20 protein-coding genes, 1 tRNA gene and 1 pseudogene are annotated in these 23038 nt (G+C 72.6%); 17 read left to right on the top strand and 5 right to left on the bottom strand.

Annotated elements, in window-relative coordinates; genetic code table 11:
- Positions 1-299: 299 nt before the first annotated feature.
- Complete coding sequence (locus DT057_RS25875; RefSeq protein WP_128564967.1) at positions 300-548, top strand: hypothetical protein; 249 nt, start codon at positions 300-302, stop codon at positions 546-548.
- A gap of 10 nt (positions 549-558) precedes the next feature.
- Here the strand turns inward: DT057_RS25875 and DT057_RS25870 are convergent, their stop codons facing one another.
- Both DT057_RS25870 and DT057_RS25865 read right to left on the bottom strand, forming a co-directional pair.
- The gene (locus DT057_RS25870; RefSeq protein ID WP_128564966.1) at positions 559-2325 is read right to left on the bottom strand and encodes a serine/threonine-protein kinase; all 1767 of its coding nucleotides are present in this window, start codon (positions 2323-2325) and stop codon (positions 559-561) included.
- A complete protein-coding gene (locus tag DT057_RS25865) occupies positions 2322-3185 on the bottom strand; it encodes a PP2C family protein-serine/threonine phosphatase (protein ID WP_308220172.1) in 864 nt (287 codons plus the stop codon). Before DT057_RS25865 ends, DT057_RS25870 begins: the two co-directional genes overlap by 4 nt.
- 456 nt (positions 3186-3641) lie before the next feature.
- Between DT057_RS25865 and DT057_RS25860 the strand changes: the two genes are divergently transcribed.
- The 12 genes from DT057_RS25860 to DT057_RS25805 all read left to right on the top strand — a co-directional run bounded on the left by DT057_RS25860 (position 3642) and on the right by DT057_RS25805 (position 18292).
- Positions 3642-4187 carry an OmpA family protein gene (locus DT057_RS25860; RefSeq protein WP_128564965.1) on the top strand — a complete coding sequence of 182 codons (546 nt, stop codon included), beginning with the start codon at positions 3642-3644 and terminating at the stop codon, positions 4185-4187.
- Positions 4188-4545: 358 nt separating this feature from the next.
- Positions 4546-6234: a caspase family protein gene (locus tag DT057_RS25855; RefSeq protein WP_128564964.1), complete on the top strand. Its 1689-nt coding sequence runs from the start codon at positions 4546-4548 to the stop codon at positions 6232-6234.
- 193 nt (positions 6235-6427) lie between these two features.
- The gene (locus tag DT057_RS25850) at positions 6428-7009 is read left to right on the top strand and encodes an OmpA family protein (RefSeq protein ID WP_128564969.1); all 582 of its coding nucleotides are present in this window, start codon (positions 6428-6430) and stop codon (positions 7007-7009) included.
- Positions 7010-7151: 142 nt separating this feature from the next.
- A complete protein-coding gene (locus DT057_RS25845) occupies positions 7152-8036 on the top strand; it encodes an efflux RND transporter periplasmic adaptor subunit (RefSeq protein ID WP_128564963.1) in 885 nt (294 codons plus the stop codon).
- A 261-nt stretch (positions 8037-8297) separates the two neighbouring features.
- On the top strand, positions 8298-11444 hold the full coding sequence (locus DT057_RS25840) for an efflux RND transporter permease subunit (RefSeq protein ID WP_128564962.1): 3147 nt from the start codon (positions 8298-8300) through the stop codon (positions 11442-11444).
- 136 nt (positions 11445-11580) lie between these two features.
- Positions 11581-12477 carry a LysR family transcriptional regulator gene (locus DT057_RS25835; protein WP_128564961.1) on the top strand — a complete coding sequence of 299 codons (897 nt, stop codon included), beginning with the start codon at positions 11581-11583 and terminating at the stop codon, positions 12475-12477.
- Between the two features lie 135 nt (positions 12478-12612).
- Entirely contained in the window at positions 12613-13428 is an 816-nt protein-coding gene (locus tag DT057_RS25830) for a putative hydro-lyase (protein ID WP_128564960.1), read from the top strand.
- Positions 13429-13484: 56 nt separating this feature from the next.
- Positions 13485-14735 carry an ABC transporter substrate-binding protein gene (locus DT057_RS25825; protein ID WP_128564959.1) on the top strand — a complete coding sequence of 417 codons (1251 nt, stop codon included), beginning with the start codon at positions 13485-13487 and terminating at the stop codon, positions 14733-14735.
- Positions 14736-14892: 157 nt separating this feature from the next.
- Positions 14893-15771, top strand: coding sequence for a branched-chain amino acid ABC transporter permease (locus DT057_RS25820; protein ID WP_128564958.1), 879 nt, complete (start codon positions 14893-14895; stop codon positions 15769-15771).
- Position 15772: 1 nt separating this feature from the next.
- The gene (locus DT057_RS25815) at positions 15773-16810 is read left to right on the top strand and encodes a branched-chain amino acid ABC transporter permease (protein ID WP_128564957.1); all 1038 of its coding nucleotides are present in this window, start codon (positions 15773-15775) and stop codon (positions 16808-16810) included.
- A 50-nt stretch (positions 16811-16860) separates the two neighbouring features.
- Positions 16861-17595 carry an ABC transporter ATP-binding protein gene (locus DT057_RS25810; RefSeq protein WP_203236378.1) on the top strand — a complete coding sequence of 245 codons (735 nt, stop codon included), beginning with the start codon at positions 16861-16863 and terminating at the stop codon, positions 17593-17595.
- Positions 17588-18292 (top strand): ABC transporter ATP-binding protein, encoded by a 705-nt coding sequence (locus DT057_RS25805; RefSeq protein WP_162501505.1) that lies wholly within the window; start codon positions 17588-17590, stop codon positions 18290-18292. Before DT057_RS25810 ends, DT057_RS25805 begins: the two co-directional genes overlap by 8 nt.
- Before the next feature lie 53 nt (positions 18293-18345).
- On the opposite strand, the gene DT057_RS25800 is transcribed toward DT057_RS25805, so the two are convergent.
- Positions 18346-19023: a DUF1045 domain-containing protein gene (locus tag DT057_RS25800; RefSeq protein ID WP_128564955.1), complete on the bottom strand. Its 678-nt coding sequence runs from the start codon at positions 19021-19023 to the stop codon at positions 18346-18348.
- Between the two features lie 326 nt (positions 19024-19349).
- Here DT057_RS25800 and DT057_RS25795 point away from each other — a divergent pair, with 326 nt between their 5' ends.
- Both DT057_RS25795 and DT057_RS35630 read left to right on the top strand, forming a co-directional pair.
- A complete protein-coding gene (locus DT057_RS25795) occupies positions 19350-20690 on the top strand; it encodes a selenocysteine-specific translation elongation factor (protein WP_238314366.1) in 1341 nt (446 codons plus the stop codon).
- 8 nt (positions 20691-20698) lie between these two features.
- Positions 20699-20790 (top strand) — tRNA-Sec (locus DT057_RS35630).
- Positions 20791-20915: 125 nt separating this feature from the next.
- Here DT057_RS35630 and DT057_RS25790 read toward each other — a convergent pair.
- On the bottom strand, positions 20916-21218 hold the full coding sequence (locus DT057_RS25790; RefSeq protein ID WP_128564953.1) for a hypothetical protein: 303 nt from the start codon (positions 21216-21218) through the stop codon (positions 20916-20918).
- Positions 21219-21444: 226 nt separating this feature from the next.
- Here DT057_RS25790 and DT057_RS25785 point away from each other — a divergent pair, with 226 nt between their 5' ends.
- Positions 21445-22035 carry a PAS domain-containing protein gene (locus DT057_RS25785; protein ID WP_162501504.1) on the top strand — a complete coding sequence of 197 codons (591 nt, stop codon included), beginning with the start codon at positions 21445-21447 and terminating at the stop codon, positions 22033-22035.
- A gap of 43 nt (positions 22036-22078) precedes the next feature.
- On the opposite strand, the gene DT057_RS25780 is transcribed toward DT057_RS25785, so the two are convergent.
- Positions 22079-22384 carry a hypothetical protein gene (locus DT057_RS25780; RefSeq protein WP_128564951.1) on the bottom strand — a complete coding sequence of 102 codons (306 nt, stop codon included), beginning with the start codon at positions 22382-22384 and terminating at the stop codon, positions 22079-22081.
- 482 nt (positions 22385-22866) lie between these two features.
- Here DT057_RS25780 and DT057_RS37565 point away from each other — a divergent pair.
- Positions 22867-23038, top strand: a pseudogene (locus DT057_RS37565) (IS630 family transposase); the annotation flags it as partial.

Genomic DNA, 23038 nt, shown 5'->3' with positions numbered 1-23038 from the left:
GGCCGCGCCGGCCCTCGCGGCGGCCGCCCCCGTCGCCGCGCCGGCCCGGTCCGTGAGCGGGCGGCCGAGTCACCGGCGCTTCAACCGCGCCCACATCGAAGCTTTGCGCCGCCTCGAGCGCATGCGCTGACCCGTCCACGGGCCATCCCGGGACGTGCGACGTCGCACAGGCTTGGCTTTTAGCCCGCGATAATGTTCGGCACGTCAAGCTTGCATTGCGGGTGCCGAGCGCCCACATCGGGTCTTAGGCCGAATGGACGCGTGTTCATCTCGGCAGGATATCTGGAGGGAACTTCGTTATGAGCCTGCGTTTCGCCGCGATCTTGTCAGCCGCCGCCCTCGGTCTGCCGCTGGCGACTGCCCTTCCGGCACAGGCCGAGTACGTGCGCTGCCAGGGCTACGAGCCCCTGTCCTGCGAGCGGGTCGTCACCCCCCGCGAGGCCCGGATGGTCTACGCCGAGAACCACTGGCAGCCCTGGGTGGTGGCCCAGCGCCCCTACACCCGCTTCGACATAGAGGCCCTGCGCCTGATGACCCGGATGCCCTGAACGGGGCTCCTCAGCTGCCGAGCTTGAAGTAGCCGATCGCGATACCCGCCGGACGCGGGTCGCGGTCGAGTTCCTCGGCGATCTGCCGGAAAAGTTGCTCGGCCCGAACGCTCCCGATGCCCCGCAGGCTCGCGAGCGGGCGCTGGCTTGTCAGCGCCAGGAGCATCTGGGGCTTCGGCGTGCCGCTGCCCTCCACCCGCAGGGAGAAGCGCGCCGCGTCGTTGGTGCGGCGGACGAAGCGGCTGAGATTGCTGACCCGTCCGTCGTCGGCGACGAGGAGCAGCTCGACCGTGCGGTCGCTGCGCGTCTCGACGGCGCCGCTGAGGTCCTGCCCGCTGTGGAGCAGGTCCGAGGCGAGCTCAAGGCTGGCCGCCCGCGCGTCGCGCTGCGGGAACTGGCGCGCCAGGAACTCCACCAGGGGGCATTGCGCGTCCGTGACCTGGCGCAGGGTGATCTGCGGCTCGACGCCGAGGCTGCGCTGGAAGGCGGCGTCGAAGGCCATGAAGGGCCGCGGCGACGACCCGAACGCGTCCACGGTCACGTCCGGCGGCTGCGCCGAGACCGGCGTGACGAAGAAGCACTGCCCGCCGTCGTAGTTCCGCACGAAGCTCTCGACCTGATCGGCGGTGGCGAGGCTGGCCGGCCGCTGCTGCTCGCGCGGCTTGTCGTCCTGCTGGTCGGGATCGGGGCCGGGATCGGGCAGGGGAACGATGGTCGGGGGCACCTCGGGCTTCTGCTTCGGCTCCGTCCTCGGCCCGGGCTCGGGCGCCCGCTCCTTCTCCTGGGGCGGGAGCGTCTTGCCGGACGTCGCGGCGGTCTGGTTCTGCCCCGGCAGCACCCAGTAGGCGACGCCCCCGAGGGCCGCCGTGGCGGCGAGCCCGCCCGCGAGGGCGAGGATCGGCCCGAGGGGTCGGCGCTTCCGGTCGAGGTCGGTCGGCACGAGGGCCGCCACCGCCGCCATGTCGGCCGGCCGGTCCTTCGGGTGCGGCTGGAGCATCGCGGTCAGGACCGGGCGCACGCGCTCGTCGACGCCCGACAGGTCCGGCACCCGCCGGCGCTTCTCGATCACGTCGAGGTGGCTGCTGCCCATGTCGAGGGGCCGGCCCCGGGATGCGTGCACCAGGAGCAGGCCGAGGCTGTAGATGTCGGATTTCGGCGTGACGTCGCCGCCGTAGAGGCCGAGCTGCTCGGGCGAGACGTAGGCGTACTTGCCCGCGAAGCCGCCGCCGATCACGGTGCCGTCCGGACTCGGGGCCCGGGCGATGCCGAAGTCGATCAGCTTGGCCCGGGCCACGCTCCCGCCCGGCAGGATGACGTTGTCGGGCGAGACGTCGCGGTGGATGATCCCGAGGGCGTGCGCGGCCTGGAGGCCGGCCGCGAGGCGGCGCAGCAGGAGGCACAGGGTCGGCGTGTCGAGGGCCCCGGCGTCGAGGCGCTCGGACAGGAGCGCCCCGTCGACGAACTCCATGGCGAGGTAGGGCAGGTCCAGCTTCGGGTCGACCGAGAACACGAAGTACCGGACGATCGCCTCGTGGTTGAGGTTGTGGAGCGACGAGGCTTCCCGGCGAAACAGCGCCAGCGCGGCGACGTTGCGGGCGAGCTCCGGCTTGATCACCTTGATGGCGACGGTGTCGCCGGTGCCGAGGGCCTCGCCCTTGTAGACCTCGCCCATCCCCCCGGCCGCGATCAGGTCGCGGACCACGTAGGTGTCGTTCAGCCGCGTGCCGGCCGGGATGAACGAGCGGGTCTGGGGAAGGAAGACCGTCTCCTCGCTCATCGCCGCGGCGTCCCGCGCTCGCCCGACGGGCCGAGGTAGCGCACCGCCACGACCGTGACGTTGTCCCGGGCGCCCCGGTCGAGGGTCAGGGCAAGCAGGGCGTCGCAGACGCCCTGCGCGCTCGGGCGCGCCGGCGGCCGGCCGGCGGGCGCCGGGAGGGTGCCGCCGCGGGCCGCCGAACCGCCGCAGGCGGCCAGGATCTCGCCGTCCTCCACGTGCCGGGTCAGGCCGTCCGAGCAGAGGATGAAGAGGTCGTCCGGCTCGAGCAGCCCGTGGTCGAGCTCGACCTCGGGCTGCTCCTGCACGCCGATCGCCCGCGTCACGGCGTTGCGGCCCGGCCAGGCCTGGGCCTCCTCGGGGGTGAGCACGCCCCGCTCCACCAGGGACTGGATCTCGGTGTGGTCGCGCGAGATCTGCGCGATGCGGCCGGCGCGCACCCGGTAGATCCGGCTGTCGCCCGACCACAGGCAGGCGAAGTGCGGCGCGAAGACGAGCAGGACCACGACCGTGGTGCCCACGATGGCGCCGCGGGCCTCGGCGACCTTGCGGATCTCGTCGTTCGCCTCGGCGATGCCGACCTTCATCCGCTCCAGGAGATCCCCCGCCGAGGCGGCCGGCCGGATGGTCGCGAGCGCCTGCACCACGGCGCCGCTCGCCACCTCGCCGGCGGCGTGCCCGCCCATGCCGTCGGCCACCGCGAAGATGCCGCTCTCCGGCGCGACGAGGAAGCAATCCTCGTTCAGCGCGCGCACCCGGCCGGTATGGCTCGCCGAGCCGAGGTCGAGCGACGCCTCGCCGCCCCGCGGGCCCACCTTCCCGCCCCGCGGGCCCGAGCCTGCCATCGGCTGTTCTTTCCTCATGCTCCCTCCGGCCGCCGAACCATCGCGGACCGTCGACACGGAGCCGGGCGCGTCGCCACCCTCCGAGACCCGACACCAGCATTCACGCGCATCGACCGCTGGTCTCACCAAGGCGCAGGGCGGGCTCCGCGGGGCAACCCCGCGGCACCGGCGGAACCCCTCGGGTGGAGCAGGATTCCGGCTGGCCCTCGCAGCCTGACGGACGCGGCGTCATTCGGCAAGGGGACGGATTGCGCGCGGGTTTCGTCGCGGGCTTGGCCGGGCCCGAGCCCGGCCCGGCGCCGCAAACAGAATGTTTCGTCGACGAAACAGAGCCGGCGCACCTCGGCGGGTCTTGGAAGGGTTGGGGTTTCTCTGACGTAATGAAGTCGAGATCCCTCCGGTCGGGTCGGAAAATAAGATTGACGATAGATTTGACGTAGCGCATAAGGTGTGGATCACATGGGGGTGACGACGATGCGCAGAACGACTCTGGTTTCGGTCCTTGCAGTCCTCGCGCTGTCCGGGCTCGGACCGGCCCGGGCCGGTCCGGCCTATACGGCCAACGACATCGTCAAGCATTTCTCCCCCGACGGCGGCGGCGACGCGCGCTTCGGCAGGACCCGGGGCCTGTGCGTCGGGACCCACAGCGAGTGCAACGCCGGCACCGAGGCCCGGAAGCCCACCGGCAATTTCGATCTCGTGGTGAATTTCGAGCTCAACTCGGACACGCTCACGCCCGGCGCCAAGGCCAACCTCGACGAGTTCGCCAGGGCGCTCCAGGACGCGCGCCTCAAATCGGCGAGCTTCGTGGTCGAGGGGCACACCGACGGACGCGGCAGCGACGATTTCAACGTCACCCTGTCGGCCCGCCGCGCCAACGCGGTCGTGCAGTACCTCGCGGCGCGCGGGGTCCAGCCCAAGCAGCTCGCCGCGAAGGGGTACGGCAAGGCCCGGCCGCTCGCGTCCGACCCCCTCGACCCCGCCAACCGCCGCGTCGAGACCCGGCTGGCGACCGAGTAGGCCGGCGCCGGGCCGGGGCGGCGGTCTCCTCCCGCGGTGCGCAACGGCACGGCGCCCCGGGACGGGATGGCGTAGGGATCGTCGGGCCGGAGACTTCGCGCCTCCGGGACAGGCGCCGGACACGGAGGGTCACGCGTTCCGATCAATCTTCATGTCACTGCGAGACGTCGAGGCGATGCGCCGCTGCGTCTCCGACTGTTCGATGCCTCTACTGCGCGACCGAGGGCCGAAGGCGGGCGCTGTGACGGTCTAATGCTCACGGTCGAGCGGGATCCGGCGGGCAAACTTGTCAGCCTGCCCCGGAAGCAATAAGCTTGACGGCCGAGTTTTAGCCAATGCGCAAGTCTTCGAGGGCAGCATGCGTGCGTTGTGGGTCTTCTGCCTGGTGCTCGCTGTCGGTGCGTTCGGGACCTCCCCACTTGCCGCCGCCGAGAGCAGGCCGGGCGACCGCGTCGCGCTGCTGATCGGCAACCTCCAGTATCCGGACAGTGACACGCCCCTGACCACGCCGGCCCAGGACGTCCGCGCCGTCGGTGCCGCCCTCCAGCAGAAGGGCTATACCGTCGACATCATCGAGAACGCGACCAAGCAGGCGACGCAGGCTGGTCTCGCACGTCTGTTCGACAAGATCAAGCCCGGATCGACTGCACTGTTCTATTTCACGGGTTACGGCATCCAGTCCGGAAAGAAGAATTACCTGGTTCCGGTCGACGGCCAGATCTGGACGGAGAGCGACCTGAGCCGCGACGGCGTCGGTTTCGACGGGATCCTGGCGGAGATGGACAAGCGCGGGGCCCAGGTGAAGATCGGCATCCTCGACGCGGCGAACCGCAACCCGTTCGAGCGCCGCTTCCGCAGCTTCTCGACGGGGCTCGCCCCGGTCGCCGAGCCGCCCCAGAACACCCTCGTGGTCTACTCGACGGCGCCCGGCACCATGCTGCGGCAGGGAGCGGGTCCCCGGAGCGCCTTCGCGGACGAGGCGGCCTCCCAGATCGCCGCCGCGGACGGGCCGTCGAGGCCGGTCCTCGACAGGGTCCGGAGCGCGGTCTCGGCCGCCACCCAGGGCGCCCAGGTGCCGTGGCTCGTCTCCACGCTCAAGGAGGCCGCCACGGGCGCCTGGACCGACGCCAAGCCCGCCGCGGCGGCCGCTCCCGCCGAGCGCCCCAGGCCGCCCCGCCCCGCCGAGACGCTCCCGCCCGCCAGGGCCGAGCCCTCCGCGAAGGTCGAGCCGCCGGCCCGGGCCGAGATGCCGCCCAAGGCCGAGCCATCCGCCAAGGCCGAGCCTCCCGCCAAGGCCGAGGCGCCCGCGGCGCGCCCGGCCGCCAAGGAGGCTCCTCCGGCCGTCGCGGCGCTCCAGGGCCCGGCCCCGGACCCGGCGGGGGATTTCACCGCCGCCCGGCGCGCCGGCACCCGGGCGGCGTTCCAGGACTTCCTCGCCCGCTACCCGAGCGGCGCCTGGGCCGAGCGCGCCCGGGCCGAGATCGACCGGCTCGACGAGGCCGCCAAGCCCGCCCAGAAGGCGGACACGCAGGTGATCCCCTATTCCCGCGACGAGGAGCGGCTCAAGGCCGAGCTCAACCGGACGCTGGAGCGCAATACCGGCGACACCCGGGCGCTCTACCGGCGCGGGCAGCTCTTCGCGATCCACCGCGAGTTCCACCCCGCCCTCGCCGATTTCGACGAGGTCATCCGCCTCAACCCGCAGGACGTCGAGGCGCTCAACAACCGCTGCTGGGTCCGGGCCATGATCGAGGAGCTTGACCGTGCGTTGCGCGACTGTAACGAGGCTCTCAAGTTGCGGCCCAATTTCCCGGATGCCCTCGACAGTCGTGGGCTGGTCAATCTCAAGATCGGTCTTCCCGGGATGGCCATTCGCGACTACGATGCCGCTCTGAGAGCCAATGGAAAGCAGGCGTCGTCGCTGTACGGCCGTGGGCTGGCGCGCCTCCGTTCCGGCGAGACGCAGGAAGGCAACAGTGACATCAGCGACGCCCTGGCGATGGATCCCAGCGTCGCCAAGGAGTTCTCCCAGTACGGAATCCGTTGAGCGGACACGAGAATCCGCCCGCGCGCGCCGTCGTCCCCCGGCCGATCGCGACCCGACATCCAGGCCAGACCATCCGCCACAGGAGCTTCACATGACCGGTTCGACCGAATCCCTGCCCCGCCGCCCGGGCACCGCCGCGATCCCCCGCGGGATCGCCGCGATCCCGGGCGGGATCGCCGCCGCCTTCGCCGGGATGCTGCTCCTCGGCAGCGTCGCGGGTGCGCAGGCGCAGGCGGTGACGGAATCCCAGATCCTCGACGCCCTCGCGCCCCGGGCCCAGACCCGCAGCCTGTCGACCTCCGTGCGGGGCGACGGCGGCGGCGACGACCGCGCCTTCATCGACACCCTGCGCAACCGCAACTCCTTCTCGGCGAGCGAGCGCGAGAAGATCGCGGCCGCCTCCGCCGACCGGCCGAGCGTCGACCTCGAGATCCCGTTCGACTACAACTCGGCGAAGATCGGCCCCAAGGCCCTGTCGGTGATCAAGAGCCTGGGCGCCGCCCTCGCCCGGCCCGAGCTCAAGGGCAGCACCTTCCTGATCGTCGGCCACACCGACGGCAAGGGCAAGGACCTGACCAACCAGGCGCTCTCGGAGCGCCGCGCCGAGGCGGTGAAGCAGTACATCGTCCACAATTACGGCGTCCCGGGCGGCAACCTCGTGGCGGTCGGCTACGGCCGCAGCCGCCTGAAGGACGCCGCCAACCCGCTCTCGCCGGCCAACCGCCGGGTCACGGCGGTCAACATGTCCGGCGTCAAGTCGGCCTCGCGCTACTGAGCGGCGGGGACGGGCGCCGGCCGCCCGGCGCCCGCCTGACCGCGGCGGCCCGGCGGCCGCACGAGACGAACCCGCGGCCGTCCCGCGCCCCGGGCGGGGGACCGCCGCCGCGAGAGCCGTTGAGCGAGCAGCCTTGAACCCCATGCGTCCCGATCCCCGGCCGGCCCGGCCCCCCGTCGCGCGCGTACCGGGAGCCGTCCTGCTCGCCGGCGCGCTCGCCTGCGGCCTCGCCGCCGCCCGCGCCGCGGAGGCGGAGCCCCCGCGCGACGCGGCGCCCGCGACCGTCGCGGCGAGGAAAGCCTGCTTCTCCGACACCGTGCGGGTCACCGGCTACCTCACGCCGCGGCGCGAATCCTACGTCACCCTGAACTTCGAGGGCTTCCGGATCGCGGAGGTGTTCGTGCAGGAGGGCGACACCGTCAGCGCCGGGCAGGACCTCATCCGCTTCGTGCGCGCCGTGGTGGACGATCCCGTCATGTCGACCCGCCTGCCGACCACCTTCACCCTCAAGGCGCCGCAGGCCGGCACGGTCGCCCGCAGCATCGCCCAGGTCGGGGTCCTGACCAGCGCCCAGTCGGAGCCGCTCATCCGGATCGTCGCCGACCGGGACCTCGACCTCAACGTCCAGGTGCCGAGCCTCTACATCACCCGGATCCGGGCCGGCGCCCCGACCCGGATCCTCGTCGGGGCCGACACGGAGCTGAAGGGCGAGGTCCGCATCCCGGCGACCGACGTCGATCCGGCGACCCAGTTCGGGCGCGCCGTGCTCACGGTGCCGCCGGCCCCGGGGCTCCGGCCCGGCCTGTTCGCCCGGGCGCTGATCGACGCCGCCGGCAGCTGCGGGCTCGCCGTCCCGCGCTCCGCCATCCTGCGCCGCAGCGACACCACCAGCGTGCAGGTGATGCGCGAGGGCCGGATCGAGACGCGGCGGGTCGTCGTCGGCTTCTCGTCCGAGGACGAGGTCGAGATCCGCGGCGGCCTGACGGAGGGCGAGCCCGTCGTCGCCAACGCCGGCATGGCGTTCTGAAGACCGCCCGCGCCGCGGCGCGAAGGTCACACGCGCGGCTCGTCTTGGCCGCGGCGGCCGCCCGCGCGCCGGGTGCCCCCCGGAAGCGTGTGACACCTGGCGAAATGGTGGCTAGAGCATTTTCCGGCGAAGTGGACACCGGTTCGCCGCAGAAAATGCGGCAGAATCAAAAACCTGGAGCAGCGGCCGATTGCAGCGTGATCGGATGCTGCTCTAGACAGGCCGAGAGGCCCGATCCTTCCCAACGACGCGAGCGCGCCCTTGTCCCTCAACGTGTCCTCGTGGGCGATCCGCCGGCCGCTGCCGTCGATCCTGATCTCCGTCATCCTGCTGATCCTCGGCTGGCTCAGCTTCGGCAAGCTGCCGATCACCCGCCTGCCCTCGGCCGACATCCCGATCATCTCGGTGGTGGTGGCGCAGTTCGGCGCGGCGCCAGCGGAGCTCGAGGCGCAGGTCACCAAGACCATCGAGGACGGGGTCTCGGGCGTCGAGGGGGTGCGCCACATCGCCTCCCTGGTCACCGACGGCGTCTCGGTGACGACGGTGCAGTTCCGGCTCGAGACCAACACCGACCGCGCCCTCAACGACGTCAAGGACGCGATCACCCGCATCCAGGCCGACCTGCCGCGCAACGCCGAGACGCCGCTGATCCAGCGCGTCGACGTGGTCGGGCTGCCCATCGTCACCTACGCGGCGATCGCCCCCGGCAAGACGCCCGAGCAGCTCTCCTGGTTCGTCGACACGGTGGTCAAGCGCCGGCTCCAGAGCATCCGCGGCGTGGCCCAGGTCGAGACCATCGGGGGCGTCGAGCGCGAGATCCTGGTCTCCCTCGATCCCGACCGGCTCCAGGCCTACGGCCTCACCGCCGTCGACGTCAGCCGGCGCCTGCGCGGCCTCAACGTCGACGTGGCGGGCGGCCGCACCCAGCTCGGCGGCCAGGACTACGCCATCCGGGCACTCGCCGGCGCCCGCTCCCTCGACACCCTGAAGGGCCTGATGATCCCGCTCTCGACGGGCGGGCAGATCCGGCTCCAGGACCTCGGCGTCGTGACCGACACGGTGGCGGACCGGCGCACCTTCGCGAGCCTCGACGCCAAGCCGGTGGTGGCCTTCGGCATCAAGCGGGCCAAGGGCGCGAGCGACGTCGTGGTGGCCAAGGCCGTCCAGGCCAAGGTCGACCAGATCCAGGCGGAGTACCCGGACGTCAAGCTCTCGCTGATCGACACCTCGGTCGACTACACGGTCGGCAACTACGAGGCGGCGATCAAGACCCTGTTCGAGGGCGCCGCCCTCGCGGTCATCGTGGTGTTCCTGTTCCTGCGCAACCTGCGCACCACGGTGATCGTGGCGGTGTCGCTGCCGCTGTCGATCTTCCCGGCCTTCTGGGCCATGGACCTGCTCGGGTTCTCGCTGAACCTCGTGAGCTTCCTCGCCGTCACCCTCTCGACCGGCATCCTGGTCGACGATTCCATCGTCGAGATCGAGAACATCGTCCGCCACATCCGCATGGGCAAGTCGCCCTACCAGGCGGCGGTCGACGCCGCCGACGAGATCGGCCTCGCGGTCATCGCCATCAGCCTCACGATCGTGGCGATCTTCGCGCCCGCGAGCTTCATGGGCGGCATCGCCGGGCAGTTCTTCAAGCAGTTCGGCATCACCATCGCGGTGCAGGTGCTGTTCTCGCTGCTCGCCGCGCGCTTCGTCACCCCGATGCTCGCCGCCTACATCCTGAAGCCCGAGCCGCCCCTCGAGCGCCCGCCCGGGCGCCTGGAGCGCGCCTACATCTGGCTCGTGACGAAGTCGGTCCGGTTCTACCTCCTCACCGTGCTGGTCGGCATCGGGCTCTTCGTCGCCTCGATCGCCAGCATGCGGCTCCTGTCGGAGGGCTTCCTGCCGGCCCAGGACACCGCCCGCTCCCTGCTCTCGATCGAGCTGCCGCCGGGCTCGCAGGCCTCCGACACCCAGAAGGTCACGGACAGCATCGTCACCGAGCTGCGCAAGCTCCCGGAGGTGCGGAGCGTCTTCGTCAACGGCGGCCGCCTGCCCCAGGGCACGATCGACGTGCGGCGGGCCTCCCTGATCCTGAACTACACCAACAAGTCGGCCCGCACCGTGACCCAGCACCAGCTCGAGCAGCAGGTGGAGGGGCGGCTGCGGGAGATCCCCGACATCCGCTACTGGTTCGTCGACGAGAACGGCCTGCGGGCGATCTCGCTCGTGGTGAACGGCCAGGACAGCCGCACCGTCGCGAGCGTGGCCAACGAGCTCGCCAACCAGATGCGGCGCCTGCCCACGGTGGCGAACGTCATCTCGGGCGCCACCCTCGACCGGCCGGAGCTGCGCATCCGGCCCCGCATGGACCTGGCGTCGCGCTTCGGCATCACCGCCGACACCCTGTCGGAGACGATCCGGGTGGCGACCATCGGCGACGTCGGGCCGGCGCTGGCGAAGTTCGACGCCGGCGACCGGCTCGTGCCCATCCGCGTCCAGCTCGACGACACCGCCCGGCTGAACTGGCAGGTGATCGAGGGGCTGCGCATCCCGAGCCCGGCCAGCAAGGCCGGCGTGCCGCTCTCCTCCATCGCCGACATCCAGTTCCAGGACGGCCCGGCCAACATCTCCCGCTACGACCGCGAGCGCCAGGCCACGGTCGCGGCCGACCTCGTCGGCACCGCCGCCCTCGGGGACGTCCTGAAGAGCATCAACGCCCTGCCGGTGATGCGGAACCTGCCGAAGGGCGTGCAGGTCAGCCAGTCGGGCGATGCCGAGAACCTCGCCGAGCTCTCCGAGGGCTTCGCCGAGGTGATGCGGGCCGGGCTCCTGATGGTCTACGCGGTGCTGGTGATGCTGTTCGGCTCGTTCCTGCACCCGATCACGATCCTGTTCTCCCTGCCGCTCTCCCTCGGCGGCGCCGTGATGGCGCTCCTCGTCACCGGCAAGCAGCTCACCACCCCGGTCTGGATCGGCATCCTGATGCTGATGGGGATCGTGACCAAGAACGCCATCATGCTGGTGGAGTTCGCCATCGAATCCATGCGCCACGGCATGGACCGCAACGAGGCCATCATCGATGCCGGCCGCAAGCGCGCCCGGCCGATCATCATGACGACGGTCGCCATGGTGGCCGGCATGGTGCCGAGCGCCCTCGCGGTCGGGGCCGGCGGCGAGTTCCGCTCGCCCATGGCGATCGCGGTGATCGGGGGGCTGCTGTTCTCCACGATCCTGTCGCTGATCTTCGTGCCGGCGGTGTTCTGCCTCGTCTGCGTGATCTCGGACGCGCCCAAGCGCCTCTTGCGCGGCGCGGCGGCCCGCGCGGAGGCGCGCCGGGGCCGCCGCGCCGCCGAGACGACCCGGCTCGCCCCGGGCCCGCCCGAGGGGCTGCCGAGCCCGGCCGCGCCGCGGACCTGAAGACCCCCGCGCGCGCCGTCCCGCGCCGCCGTGCCCGCTCCGAGGACGGTCCGTGCTGCGACGCCGCCGCCCGGACGCCGCCCCGGTCGTCCGGTACGGTCCTTGCTGCAGATCGCGCCGCGCGGGGCGAGGGGAGATGGTGGAACTCAGGAGCCTGGAGATCTTCTACTGGACGGCCTCCCTGTGCAGCTTCCGCAAGGCGGCGGAGCGGATGAACACGTCGCAGCCCGCGGTGTCCCAGCGCGTCGCCGCCCTGGAGGAGGCGTTCGGGGTCCGGCTGTTCGAGCGGCGCGCCCGCTCGGTCGTGCTGACGCCCGAGGGCCGCGAGCTGATGGCCTATGCCGAGCGCTTCCTGCGGCTGCGCACCGAGATGATGGCGGCGGTGGCCGGGCCCGGGATCATGCGGGGCGTGCTGCGGCTCGGGGTCTCCGAGACCATCGTGCACACCTGGCTGATGCGCTTCATCGCGCGCATGAGCCAGACCTATCCGGGCGTGAACGTCGACATCGCGGTCGACATCTCGCCCAACATGCGCGACGCGCTCCTGAACCGGGACCTCGATCTCGCCTTCCTGGTCGGGCCCATCACCATGCCGAGCCTCGTCAACCTGCCGCTGTGCAGCGTCTCCCTCGCGTGGATCGCCGCGCCGAGCCTCGCCCTCGGGCCGGGCGAGGTGACCCTCGAGGAGCTCACCCGCTTCCCCCTCATCACCTACCCGAAGAACACCAACCCGTACGTCCAGCTCCGCGAGCTCCTGGCGCAGTCGAACCTGCCCCCGCCGCGCCTGCACAGCAACGCCTCGCTCTCGACCATCGTCCGCATGGCCCGGGAGGGGCTCGGCATCGGCGTCATCCCGCCCGAGGTCGTGCGCCACGACCTCGAGGCCGGGCGCCTGCGCATCCTCGACGCCGCGCCGCGCCTGCCCGACATCGCGTTCACGGCCACCTACCCCAACGCCCCGGATTGCGGGCTCGCCGCCCGGGCCGCCCACCTGGCCTGCGACGTCGCGGCCGCGCCCGACTGGCGCCAATAAGCAGGGCTTATCGATTCCGATGCGAAATCACGATTGGCGCTTACCTGCCCACGATGTGATCATGGCGCATTCCTGGGCACGAGGGCAGGGGCGCGCCGGGCCCCCGGCGCGCCGTCCCCGCACGAGGAGGCCGTGATGCAGCCCGCCACCCCAACCATCCCCGTCGCGCCCGCGCGCCTCAGCGGCGAGGCGGCCCGGCTCGCCTGCCGCGGCGGCGCGATCACCGGCTGCACCGCCGGCATCGCCGACGGCTACGTCCAGGGCAACCTCGCGGTCCTGCCGGCCGACCTCGCCGGGGAGTTCCTGCTGTTTGCCCAGCGCAACCCGAAATCCTGCCCGGTGATCGGCGTCTCGGCCCCGGGCGAGCGCGCGATCCCGGAGCTCGGCGCCGACCTCGACATCGCCACGGACGTCGCCGGCTACCGGGTCTGGCGCGACGGCGCGGTGGTGGAGGAGCGCGACGCGGTGGCCGACCTCTGGCGCGACGACCTCGTGGCCTTCGTGATCGGCTGCTCGTACTCGTTCGAGGCCGCCATGGCGGAGGACGGGCTGCCCCTGCGCCACGTCGAGATGGGCGTGCGCGTGCCGATGTACCGCACGACGATCCCGTGCGCCCCGGCCGGCCGCTTCGCCGGGCCGATGGTGGTGTCGATGCGCCCGCTCACCCCCGCCCAGGCGATCCGGGCGGTGCAGATCACCTCGCGCTTCCCCGCCGTCCACGGCGCCCCGGTGCATCTCGGCCTGCCGGAGGCGATCGGCATCCGGGACATCGGCCGGCCCGATTACGGCGACCCGGTGCCGATCGCGCCCGGCGAGATCCCGGTCTTCTGGGCCTGCGGCGTCACCCCCCAGTCGGTGATCGCCGCGGTGAGGCCCGCCTTCGCCATCACGCACGCACCGGGCTGCATGCTGATCACCGACCGCCGCAACGCGGAATTCGCGGTGCTCTGACCCGAGCGCAGGGAGCATCCCTGCTGCGGCAAACCCCTGTCACTGGAGGCACGCGCATGATTCGTCGTCGGGAATTGCTGGTCGGGGCCGGCGCCCTCTCGCTCGCCGGGCTGAAGGGCGGGGCCGCCGCCGCGGCGGCGCCCGAGGTCGTGGTGGGCGTGCTCTACGCCATGTCGGGGCCGAGCGCGCAGGCCGGCGTGGATGCCCGCCACGCCATCGAGACCGCCCTCGACATCGTCAACAACGACCACGACATCGACCTGCCGAACGCCCGGGGCGCCGGGCTCTCGGGCCTCGGCGGCGCGAAGATCCGCCTCGTCTTCGCCGACCACCAGGCCGATCCCCAGAAGGGCCGCGCCGAGGCCGAGCGCCTGATCACGCAGGACAAGGTCTCGGCCCTGTTCGGCTGCTACCAGTCCGCGGTCTCCTCCACGGTCAGCGCCACCGCCGAGCGTTACGGCGTGCCGTTCGTGTGCGCCGATTCCTCCTCGCCGAGCCTGCACCGCAAGGGCCTCAAGTACTTCTTCCGCCCGGCCGCCCACGACGAGATGTTCTCGGCCGCGATGTTCGACTTCATGGACGCCCTGCGCAAGAAGGGCCAGAAGATCGAGTCGGTCGGCCTGTTCTTCGAGGACACGATCTACGGCGTCGACTCGGCCAACGTGCAGCGCAAGCTGGCGGGCGAGCGCGGCTACAAGGTCGTCGCCGACATCAAGTACAAGACCAACTCGCCGTCCCTGACCGCGGAGGTGCAGCAGCTCAAGAGCGCCAACGCGGACGTGCTGATGCCGACGAGCTACACCACCGACGCGATCCTGCTCACCAAGACCATGGCCGACCTCGGCTACAAGCCGAAGAGCATGATCGCGCAGGCGGCGGGCTTCTCCGAGAAGGTCACCTACGACACGGTCGGCGACAAGCTCCAGGGCCTGATCTCGCGGGGCAGCTTCTCCCTCGACCTCGCGGCCAAGCGCCCGTCGGTCGGTGCCGTGAACGCGCTCTACAAGGCCCGCGCGAACCGCGACCTCAACGACAACACCTCGCGCGAGTTCATGGCCCTGATCGTGCTCGCCGACGCGCTGAACCGCGCCGGCTCGACCGACGGGCAGAAGCTCCGCGAGGCGCTCGCCGCCACCGACATCCCGGGCGCGCGCACGATCATGCCCTGGTCGAAGGTGGCGTTCGGGCCCGACGGGCAGAACGTCAACGCCGACCCGGTGCTGCTGCAATGGGTCGGGGGCGCCTTCGTGACGGTCTTCCCCGAGGCCGCCGCGGTGGCGCCCGCCAAGTGGCCGATGAACGCGTGAGGGCGGGGCCGGCCGGCGCGGCCCCGGCCGTCCCCGGAACGCCTCGCGCCGGAGCGCCCTCCCGCACCGGGACGGGGGCGCTCCGGCGCGCCCTCCCACCGCCGCCTCGACGCGGGGCCGGCGCCGCCCCGACCGGAGCCCCCCACCGGAGCCCTCCATGACGACCCAAAGCCTGGCGCAGGTGCTGGCGAGCGGCCTCCTGATGGGGCTGATCTACGCCCTGATCGCGGTCGGCCTCTCGCTGATCTTCGGCCTGATGGACGTGGTGAACTTCGCCCACGGCGAGTTCCTGATGATCGCCATGTACGCGACCTTCGGGCTCGTGCTCCTCACCCGCCTCGATCCCATCGTGCTGATGCCGCTCGTCGCGGCGCTGCTCTTCATCCTGGGCGCCGCCGCCTATCTCGGCGTGGTGCGCTTCGCCATGCGGGCCAAGGCCAACCAGGGCATGGTGCAGATCTTCGCCACCTTCGGGCTCGCCATCCTGCTCCAGGGCGCGGCGCAGTACCTGTTCACCCCCGACTACCGCAACGTCCAGAACACCTGGCTCGGCGGGCGCACGCTCGACGTCGCCGGCATCTTCCTGCCCTGGCCGCAGATCTTCGGGGCCGCGGTGTCGCTCTGCGCCTTCGGGGGCCTGCACCTGCTGATGAGCCGCACCGATTTCGGCCGCGCGCTCGAGGCGACGCGGGAGGACCAGGGCGCGGTGGCGCTCGTCGGCATCGACCGCAACCGGGTCTTCGCCCTCGGCTGGGGCCTCGGCGCGGGCCTCGTCGGCCTCGCCGGCGCGGTGCTGGCGGTGTTCTACTACATCCACCCCCAGGTCGGCGCGAGCTTCGCGCTCATCGCCTACGTCACGGTGGCGCTCGGCGGTTTCGGCAGCGTCGTCGGCGCCCTGGTGGCGGGCCTCGTGGTCGGGCTGGTCGAGGCCTTCACGGCCGTGATCCTGCCGCCGGCGCTCAAGTCCGTCGGCGTCTACGCCCTCTACCTCGCGGTGGTGTTCGTGCGGCCCCAGGGCCTGTTCGGGAGGCTCTGACATGACCAGCACGACCCTTCCGGCCGCGCCTGCCGCCGCCGCCGCGGCGGACTCGGGCTTCGCCGCCAGGCGCCGCCGCAAGCTCCTCATCGCCGCGGCGGTCTTCGCCGCCATCGCGGCGCTGCCCTACGGCCTGCGCGACGTCTACCTCCAGAACGTCCTGATCCTCACCCTGATGTACGCCGCCCTGTCGCAGAGCTGGAACATCCTGGGAGGCTATTGCGGGCAGGTGTCCCTCGGCCACGCCCTCTATTTCGGCATCGGCGCCTACGCCACCACGGTGCTGTTCGTGAGCTACGGCGTGCTGCCGTGGTTCGGGATGCTCGCCGGCGGGCTCGCATCGAGCCTGCTGGCGCTGGCGCTCGGCTACCCGTGCTTCCGGCTCGCCGGGCACTACTTCTCGATCGCCACCATCGTGATCGCCGAGATCGGGCTGCTGCTCGTCCACAACTGGGACTTCGTCGGCGGCGCCATGGGCATCCAGTGGCCGTTCAACCCGGATTCGTGGTGGACCCTCCAGTTCGCCCGCGACAAGGTCCCGTACGTCCACTTCGCCCTCGGGCTGTTCGCGGTGGTCTGGCTCGTCACCTACCTGATCGAGGATTCGCGCTGGGGCTACTGGTGGCGCGCCGTGAAGGACGACGCGCAGGGCGCCGAGAGCCTCGGCGTCGAGGTGTTCCGGTCCAAGATGGCGGCGGCCGCGGTCTCGGCCTTCTTCACCGCCATCGGCGGCGGCTTCTACGCGGCCTACGTCTCCTACATCGACCCCGAGAGCGTGATGAGCTTCCGCTTCTCGCTGCTCTTCGCCCTGCCGGCGGTGCTCGGCGGCATCGGCACCCTGTGGGGGGCGCTCGTCGGCGCCGCGATCCTGATCCCGCTCACCGAGATCAGCCGCTCCTACCTCGGCGGCTCCGGCAACGGCTTCGACCTGATGCTCTACGGCGCCCTGGTGATGGTGGTGGCGCTCGCCCGGCCCGAGGGCCTGCTCAGCCTGTTCCGCCCGACCCGCCGCGCCCGCAACGAGGAGGCCACGCCGTGAGCGCCGACCCGATCCAGCGGGAGGACCCGATCCAGCGGGGGGACCCGATCCTGCGGGGAGACCCGATCTTGCGCGTCGACCACGTCACGCTCCGCTTCGGCGGCCTCGTGGCGAATGCCGACGTCAGCCTCGACGTCGCCCGGGGCGAGCTCCTCGGCCTGATCGGCCCGAACGGCGCCGGCAAGTCGACCCTGTTCAACCTGATCTCCGGCACCTACCGGCCGACGGAGGGGCGGATCCTGTTCCAGGGCCGGGACATCACCGGCCTGCCGGCCCCGGAGCGCTGCCGGCGCGGCATCGCCCGCACCTTCCAGGTGCCGCGCTCCTTCGACTCGATGAACGTGGTCGAGAACGTGATCGTCGGCGGCTTCGTGCGCCACGCCGGCGCCGCCGCGGCGCGGCGGGCGGCGCTCGAGACCCTCGACTTCGTCGGGCTCGCCGACCGCGCCGAGGCGGTGGCCGGGGAGCTGACGCCCCCGGAGAAGCGCCGCCTCGAGGTCGCCCGGGCGCTCGCCACCGGGCCGGCGCTCCTCCTCCTCGACGAGGTCCTGACCGGCCTCACCCCGAGCGAGGCCAAGGCCGGCGTCGAGCTGATCCGCCGGGTGGCGGAGCGCGGCGTGACCGTCATCATGGTCGAGCACGTGATGGAGGTGGTGATGCCGCTGGTCGACCGGGCCGTGGTGCTCCACCTCGGCCGCGTGCTCGCGCAGGGGCACCCGACGGAGGTCGTGCGCCACGAGGGCGTCATCACGGCCTACCTGGGGGAGCGCCACCGTGCTGCTTGAGGTCCGCTCCCTCTCCACCGCCTACCAGGGGCTGCTCGCGATCCAGGAGGTCTCCCTCGCGGTGGCGCCCGGCGAGATCGTCGTGGTGGCGGGCGCCAACGGGGCCGGCAAGTCGACCCTGCTCAAGTCCATCGCCGGCCTGGAGCGCCCGCGCTCCGGCGAGGTCGCCTTCGACGGCGCCCGCATCGACGGGCTGCCCGGCCACGCCATCACGGCCCGGGGCGTCGCCTACGTGCCCGAGAACAAGCGCCTGTTCCCGCGCCTCTCGGTCGCCGACAACCTGCGCCTCGGCAGCTACCTCCACCGCAGGGCGCCCGACCGGGAGGCGCCCCTCGCGCGCGTCTTCGCGCTGTTCCCGCGCCTGAAGGAGCGCCTTGGCCAGCGCGCCGGCACCCTCTCGGGCGGCGAGCAGCAGATGCTCGCCATCGGCCGCGCGCTGATGACGCGCCCGCGCCTGCTCATGCTGGACGAGCCCTCGCAGGGCATCATGCCCAAGCTCGTGGACGAGATCTTCGCCGCCGTGACGGCGATCCGCGACACCGGCGTGACGATCCTCCTGGTGGAGCAGCGCCTCGCCGAGTCCCTCAGCATCGCCGACCGCGGCTACGTGCTCCAGACCGGCCGCCTCATCCTCTCGGGCCCCGCCGCGGCCCTGCGCGACGACCCCCAGGTGCGGCGGGCCTACCTGGGGATCTGAGGGCGGCCGGGGTCTTCTCCCGGCCTCCGCCCGGCGGGGAAGGCCCCGGCCGGTCACGCCCCGAAGGGGAGGCGGCGCAGCACTCGGAACGGCGCCGCGCCGTCCTGGCGCAGCACCGTCACGGCGTCGATGGTCAGGGGCGCGCCGGTCCCGTAGGCGGCATCGAGGCGCGCGCGCCAGGGCGCGCGGTCGGCCTCCGGCAGGGAATCCGTCAGGGTCATGTGGAAGCGGAACGCCTCGAACACGTGCGGGTGGCCCCAGCGCGCGAGGAGCGCCCGGCCGCGGGGCGTCAGGCGCCCGGGCGCGCGCCGCGCGACCTCGGCCGGCGTCAGCGGCGCCCGGAGGGGATCGAGGCACGCCACGCACTCCGCCGCCAGGAGCCCGAGGGCCGGGGGCGGCGCCTCCGGCACCAGCGCGGTGAAGGACCCGAGGGTCGCGACCCGCAGGCGGCCGACCGCCACCGGCGGATGGCCCGCCGCGAGGGCGGCGGCGGCGGCGACCAGGTCGTCCTCGCGCACCCCCGCCGCGAGGCGCATCGGCGCCTTCAAGGTGGCGTGGAAGCCGTAGGCCCGGGGCGCGCCCGTCACCGCCGCCAGGCCGTCGAGTCCCGCGGGCGCGGGGACGGCCTCGCCCCGGTGGCTGTCGTAGCCGAGGATTCCGTTGCCGAAGCGGGCGAGGGGCGAGCCCGGCTCGGGCGTGTAGTAGAGGGCGTAGCGCACGGTCTCCGGCAAGCGGCTCCTCCTCGTTCGGCTCCGGTTCAGCACGGCCGCGTGACCAATCGGTGACGATCGCCGCGCGGCGGTGGTCCGTGGGCCCGGGCGATCTCGCGAGAGCGCTGCCCGGCGAGGCGGTCGCCGGTCCGGCGCGGGGGAGCGCGTCGGACCAAAGTGGGGGAGCGGGTGCCCCCTCCGTCCATGGACAGGACCGGCCCGCTTGCCGCACAAGGCCGATCGCGCTCGATGCAATCGTGTGCGTCCGATTTGCGACCCGGAATGGAGGAGGAACGAGGAGCCGTGGCAGTGCGTTCGGACCGGTCTCGGCGGGCGGGGAGGCCGGCGTGAAGTCGCTCCTCGTCGGTGTCCTGGGCCATGCCGATCACGGCAAGACCGCCCTCGTGCGCGCCCTGACGGGCACGCAGGCCGACCGCCTCCGGGAGGAGCGAGAGCGCGGTGTCCCGCGGGTGCCGGGCTCCGCGCTCCTGCGCGTGCCCGGGGGCGCGATCGACCTCGTCGACCTGCCCGGGCACCCGCGCTTCGTGCGGGCGATGGTCGGGGGCGCCACCGGCCTGCGGGCGGTGCTGCTCGCCGTCGACGCGCGCGAGGGCGTGCGGCCCCAGACCCTCGAGCACCTCGAGATCGCCCGGCTGATCGGCGTGCGCCGCGGCGTGATCGCGCTCACCAAGTGCGACCTCGTGCCGGCGGCGGAGGCCGAGGCCCGGGCCGCGCAGGCCGCCGCGGCCGCGGCGGCGGCGGGGCTGGAGGGCGGCGCGCCGGTGCGCACCTCGGCGCTGCGCGACCAGGGCCTCGCCGAGCTGCGGGCGCGGCTCGCCGCCCTTCTCGACGCGGCCGGCAGCCCCACGGATGACGGCTCCCCATACCTCCCGGTGGACCGGGTCTTCACCCGGCCGGGCGCCGGCCCGGTGCTGGCCGGCGCCCTGCGGCGGGGCGGCCTCGCGGTGGGCGACGCCGTGGCCCCCGAGGGGTGCCGGGCTATGGTGCGCGCCCCCCAGGTCCACGGCCGCCCGGCGGAATGCGCCGAGCCGGGCCGGCGCAATGCCGCGGCCCTGCACGACCGCGCCCTCGCGGTCCTGGCGGACCATCACCGCGCGCGGCCGCTCGAGCCCGGCCTCACCCTTGGGTGCCTGGCGCTCCTCCTGGGGGCCGACGAGGCCGCGGCGGCGGCGGTGCTGCGCGACCTCGTGGCGGCCCGGGACGTCGTGCAGGACCAGGCCCTGTTCCGGCACGCCGATCGCGACACGGCCCGCCCCGAATCCGAGCTCGTCCAGGCCCTCGAGGCCCAGTTCCGGCGCGCCGGCCTCACGCCCCCGGACGAGGTCGAGGCGGTCGGCCGCGACGTCCGGCGCGCCGAGGCCCTGGCCTATCTGATCCGGGCCGGAACGCTGGTCCGGGCCGTCGACCGGGTGCAGCGGCGGGCGATCATCTTCCACCGCGACGCCGTGGAGGGCGCCCGGCGCACCCTGGTGCGGGCCTTCGACGGATCGGCGGGCTTCCTCGCCCGCGAGGCCGGGGCGGTGCTCGGCATCTCGCGCAAGTTCTCGATCCCGCTCCTCGAGCATTTCGACGCCCAGCGGATCACCCGCCGCTTCGGCGACACGCGGACCATGACGCCGCAGGACCCCGCCGGCGAGCCTGGAGGCGGCGTCCCCCCGGCACCGTAAGCGCTCCCGGGGGTGATCGGGGTCTGGTGGCCCTCCTGGTCTTCAAGGCCGGCGGCACGCCGCGACAGCGTGCGGTGGGTTCGATTCCCGACCGTCTCCGCCGCGCAGGCGCCCGCGCGGGCGCCTGCGCGGCGGATCGGGGGCCCGCCCCGGCCTCCCGGCGCGCCCGGTGCCGGCCGCAACGCTGCCGGCCGGACGAAAGGGGAGGCGTGCGCCGGAGCGCGCTCAGTTGCGCTGATCGTTGCGCTCGGCCGCGGCCTGCACCAGGACCAGCAGGTTCTGGCGCACCTGCGGGTCCGCGATCTCGGCGAAGGCGCGCATCAGGTCTACGGCCTGGCGTCCCAACCGCAGGGCCGGGGCGTCCTCGCCCGTCGCGACGGCCTCACCCTCGCCATGGCCGAGCGAAACGCCAAGTATTTTCTCGATCTTCCTCAGGCGAAGTACCGACAGAGATCCGGGTGCAACAGCCTCGCCGGCTAGGGTATCTGTCGGCAACCATATCTGTGCAGTCTCTGGCCGGCCATCCATCTGATCTGCGTCCCATCGACTGACAATGACGACCCGGTCCTCCGCGCCCACGAGGGCGGAGCGGCAAGGACGCGTGCGATCATATAGGCCCCGATTATTTTCACATGCAAGCCGTGGTTGATTGCGCAGGAGTAATCGGCTACGCGCTGCAACCACACCGTGATGCGCGTTCGGCCGCCATCAGCATGGCGGACCGCCTGCCCGGAGCCTAACTGTAATGAATTTGATGGGTTTACTGTCTCACGCCGAGCAGGCGATCGGGGCGTCCGTCATACCCGACGTGATCGGCAGCTGGGACTGGGACATCCCCGCCAACCGCATCTACACGGACGACGTGGTGGCGCGCCTGTTCGGCGTCGATCCCGACCACGCCAGCACGGGGCTGCCGATCGAGCGCTACGAGTCAGGCATCCACCCGGAGGACCAGGGATGGGTCGGCCCCTACATCCGCAGGACCGTCGCGTCGTCCGGGGTGTTCGTCGCCGAGTACCGCACCTGCATGCATGACGGGGCCGTGCGCTGGGTCCTGGCGCGGGGCCGCTTCTACCACGACGGCGAGGGCCGGCCCCTGCGCAGCCACGGCATCGTCGTCGACATCACAGACCGCAAGATCGACGGGTCGAGCTACGTGGCCGAACCGCTCGCCCGCGAGGACCATACCCTGGAGCGCGTCGCCGACCACTGCATCGCCGCCCGCGAGGCCTTCGCGGAGATGGGCGAGCCCTTCCTGCTGAAGCTGGCCGACATGCTGCTGCTGGAGGTGGGGCGGATGCTCGCCAGGCAGGCGAAGGCCGAGCGCATCCGCCGGATGTGCTGACCCGCCCCGCACCCGCCAGGGCGACGATCCCCGGCCCGGTTCCTCACGGGACCGCCCGCGAGCGATCCTTCGCGGCCTTGCCCCGGCGCGGAGCGCACGTCCGCCCGGGGCTCCCGCCCTGCCGCGCCACGGCGCGCAGCTTCGCGACGGCCTCGTCCGCCTGCTCGTCCAGCGTGGGTGCGGCCTCCTGCTCGCGCCGGCGCAGCGCGTGCAGCACGAGAACGGCCTGAAGCGCGCTGGCGCCGCCCGCCAGCAGGGCGGCCGACGCCGCCCAGAGCCCGCCGTACTGCAACACCCAGGCGCCGGCCGCCATGCCGCCGCTGATGGTCGCCGCGAACACAAAGAACACCGTCGTCTCCCGTGCCATGGCGGCCGACCCGCCACGAACCCATGCTCGCGGTCTCTACCATAGGTTGTATATGGGCGGGATGCCGTGAATGAATTGCCAATGCGCCGCGCGGCCTGCCGGCCGCCCCGGTTTCCGCGCGGACGCGGCCCGGGCGGCCGCGAGGGGATCCGGAATCCGGGACCGCGCCGGCGGCACGGCGGAGGTCGCGGCCGATGCAGACCGGGCCGACGTGGCAGCCGGCCGCCTCGGGGCGACGTCGAGCCTTCCGGGCAGGTCTATGACCGCTGCCGCCCGAGCCGTCGAAAGCAGGCGGCCGTCAACGTCGTGGGTCAGGCGTGGAGCGGTCCACGAGCCGGGCCACGAACCAGACGACGGCTCGCGCGCGCTTCGACTCGGATTATACCAACGGCCTTGAGGGGTGACTCATGGAGCTTCCGTCGCTGGCGCTGACGTGATTTCCTGGCGTGGGGAGGACCTGCGCCGTGCCAGCAGCGGTGAGGTTGAGGACGGACTTCACGGCGCGTGAGCTTCGCCACCGCGCCACCGTCACGAAGACCGCCAACCAGAGCCGGCGCCTGCTCGCGGTGGCTGCCGTGCTGGACGGGATGAGCCGGGCTCAGGCAGCCCGGATCGGTGGCATGGATCGTCAGACCC

It is taken from the genome of Methylobacterium crusticola, from assembly GCF_003574465.1.
GTDB classification, from domain to species: Bacteria; Pseudomonadota; Alphaproteobacteria; order Rhizobiales; family Beijerinckiaceae; genus Methylobacterium; species Methylobacterium crusticola.
Note: the sequence above shows the minus strand (reverse complement) of the source record. Positions and strands in the feature narration are given on the sequence as shown.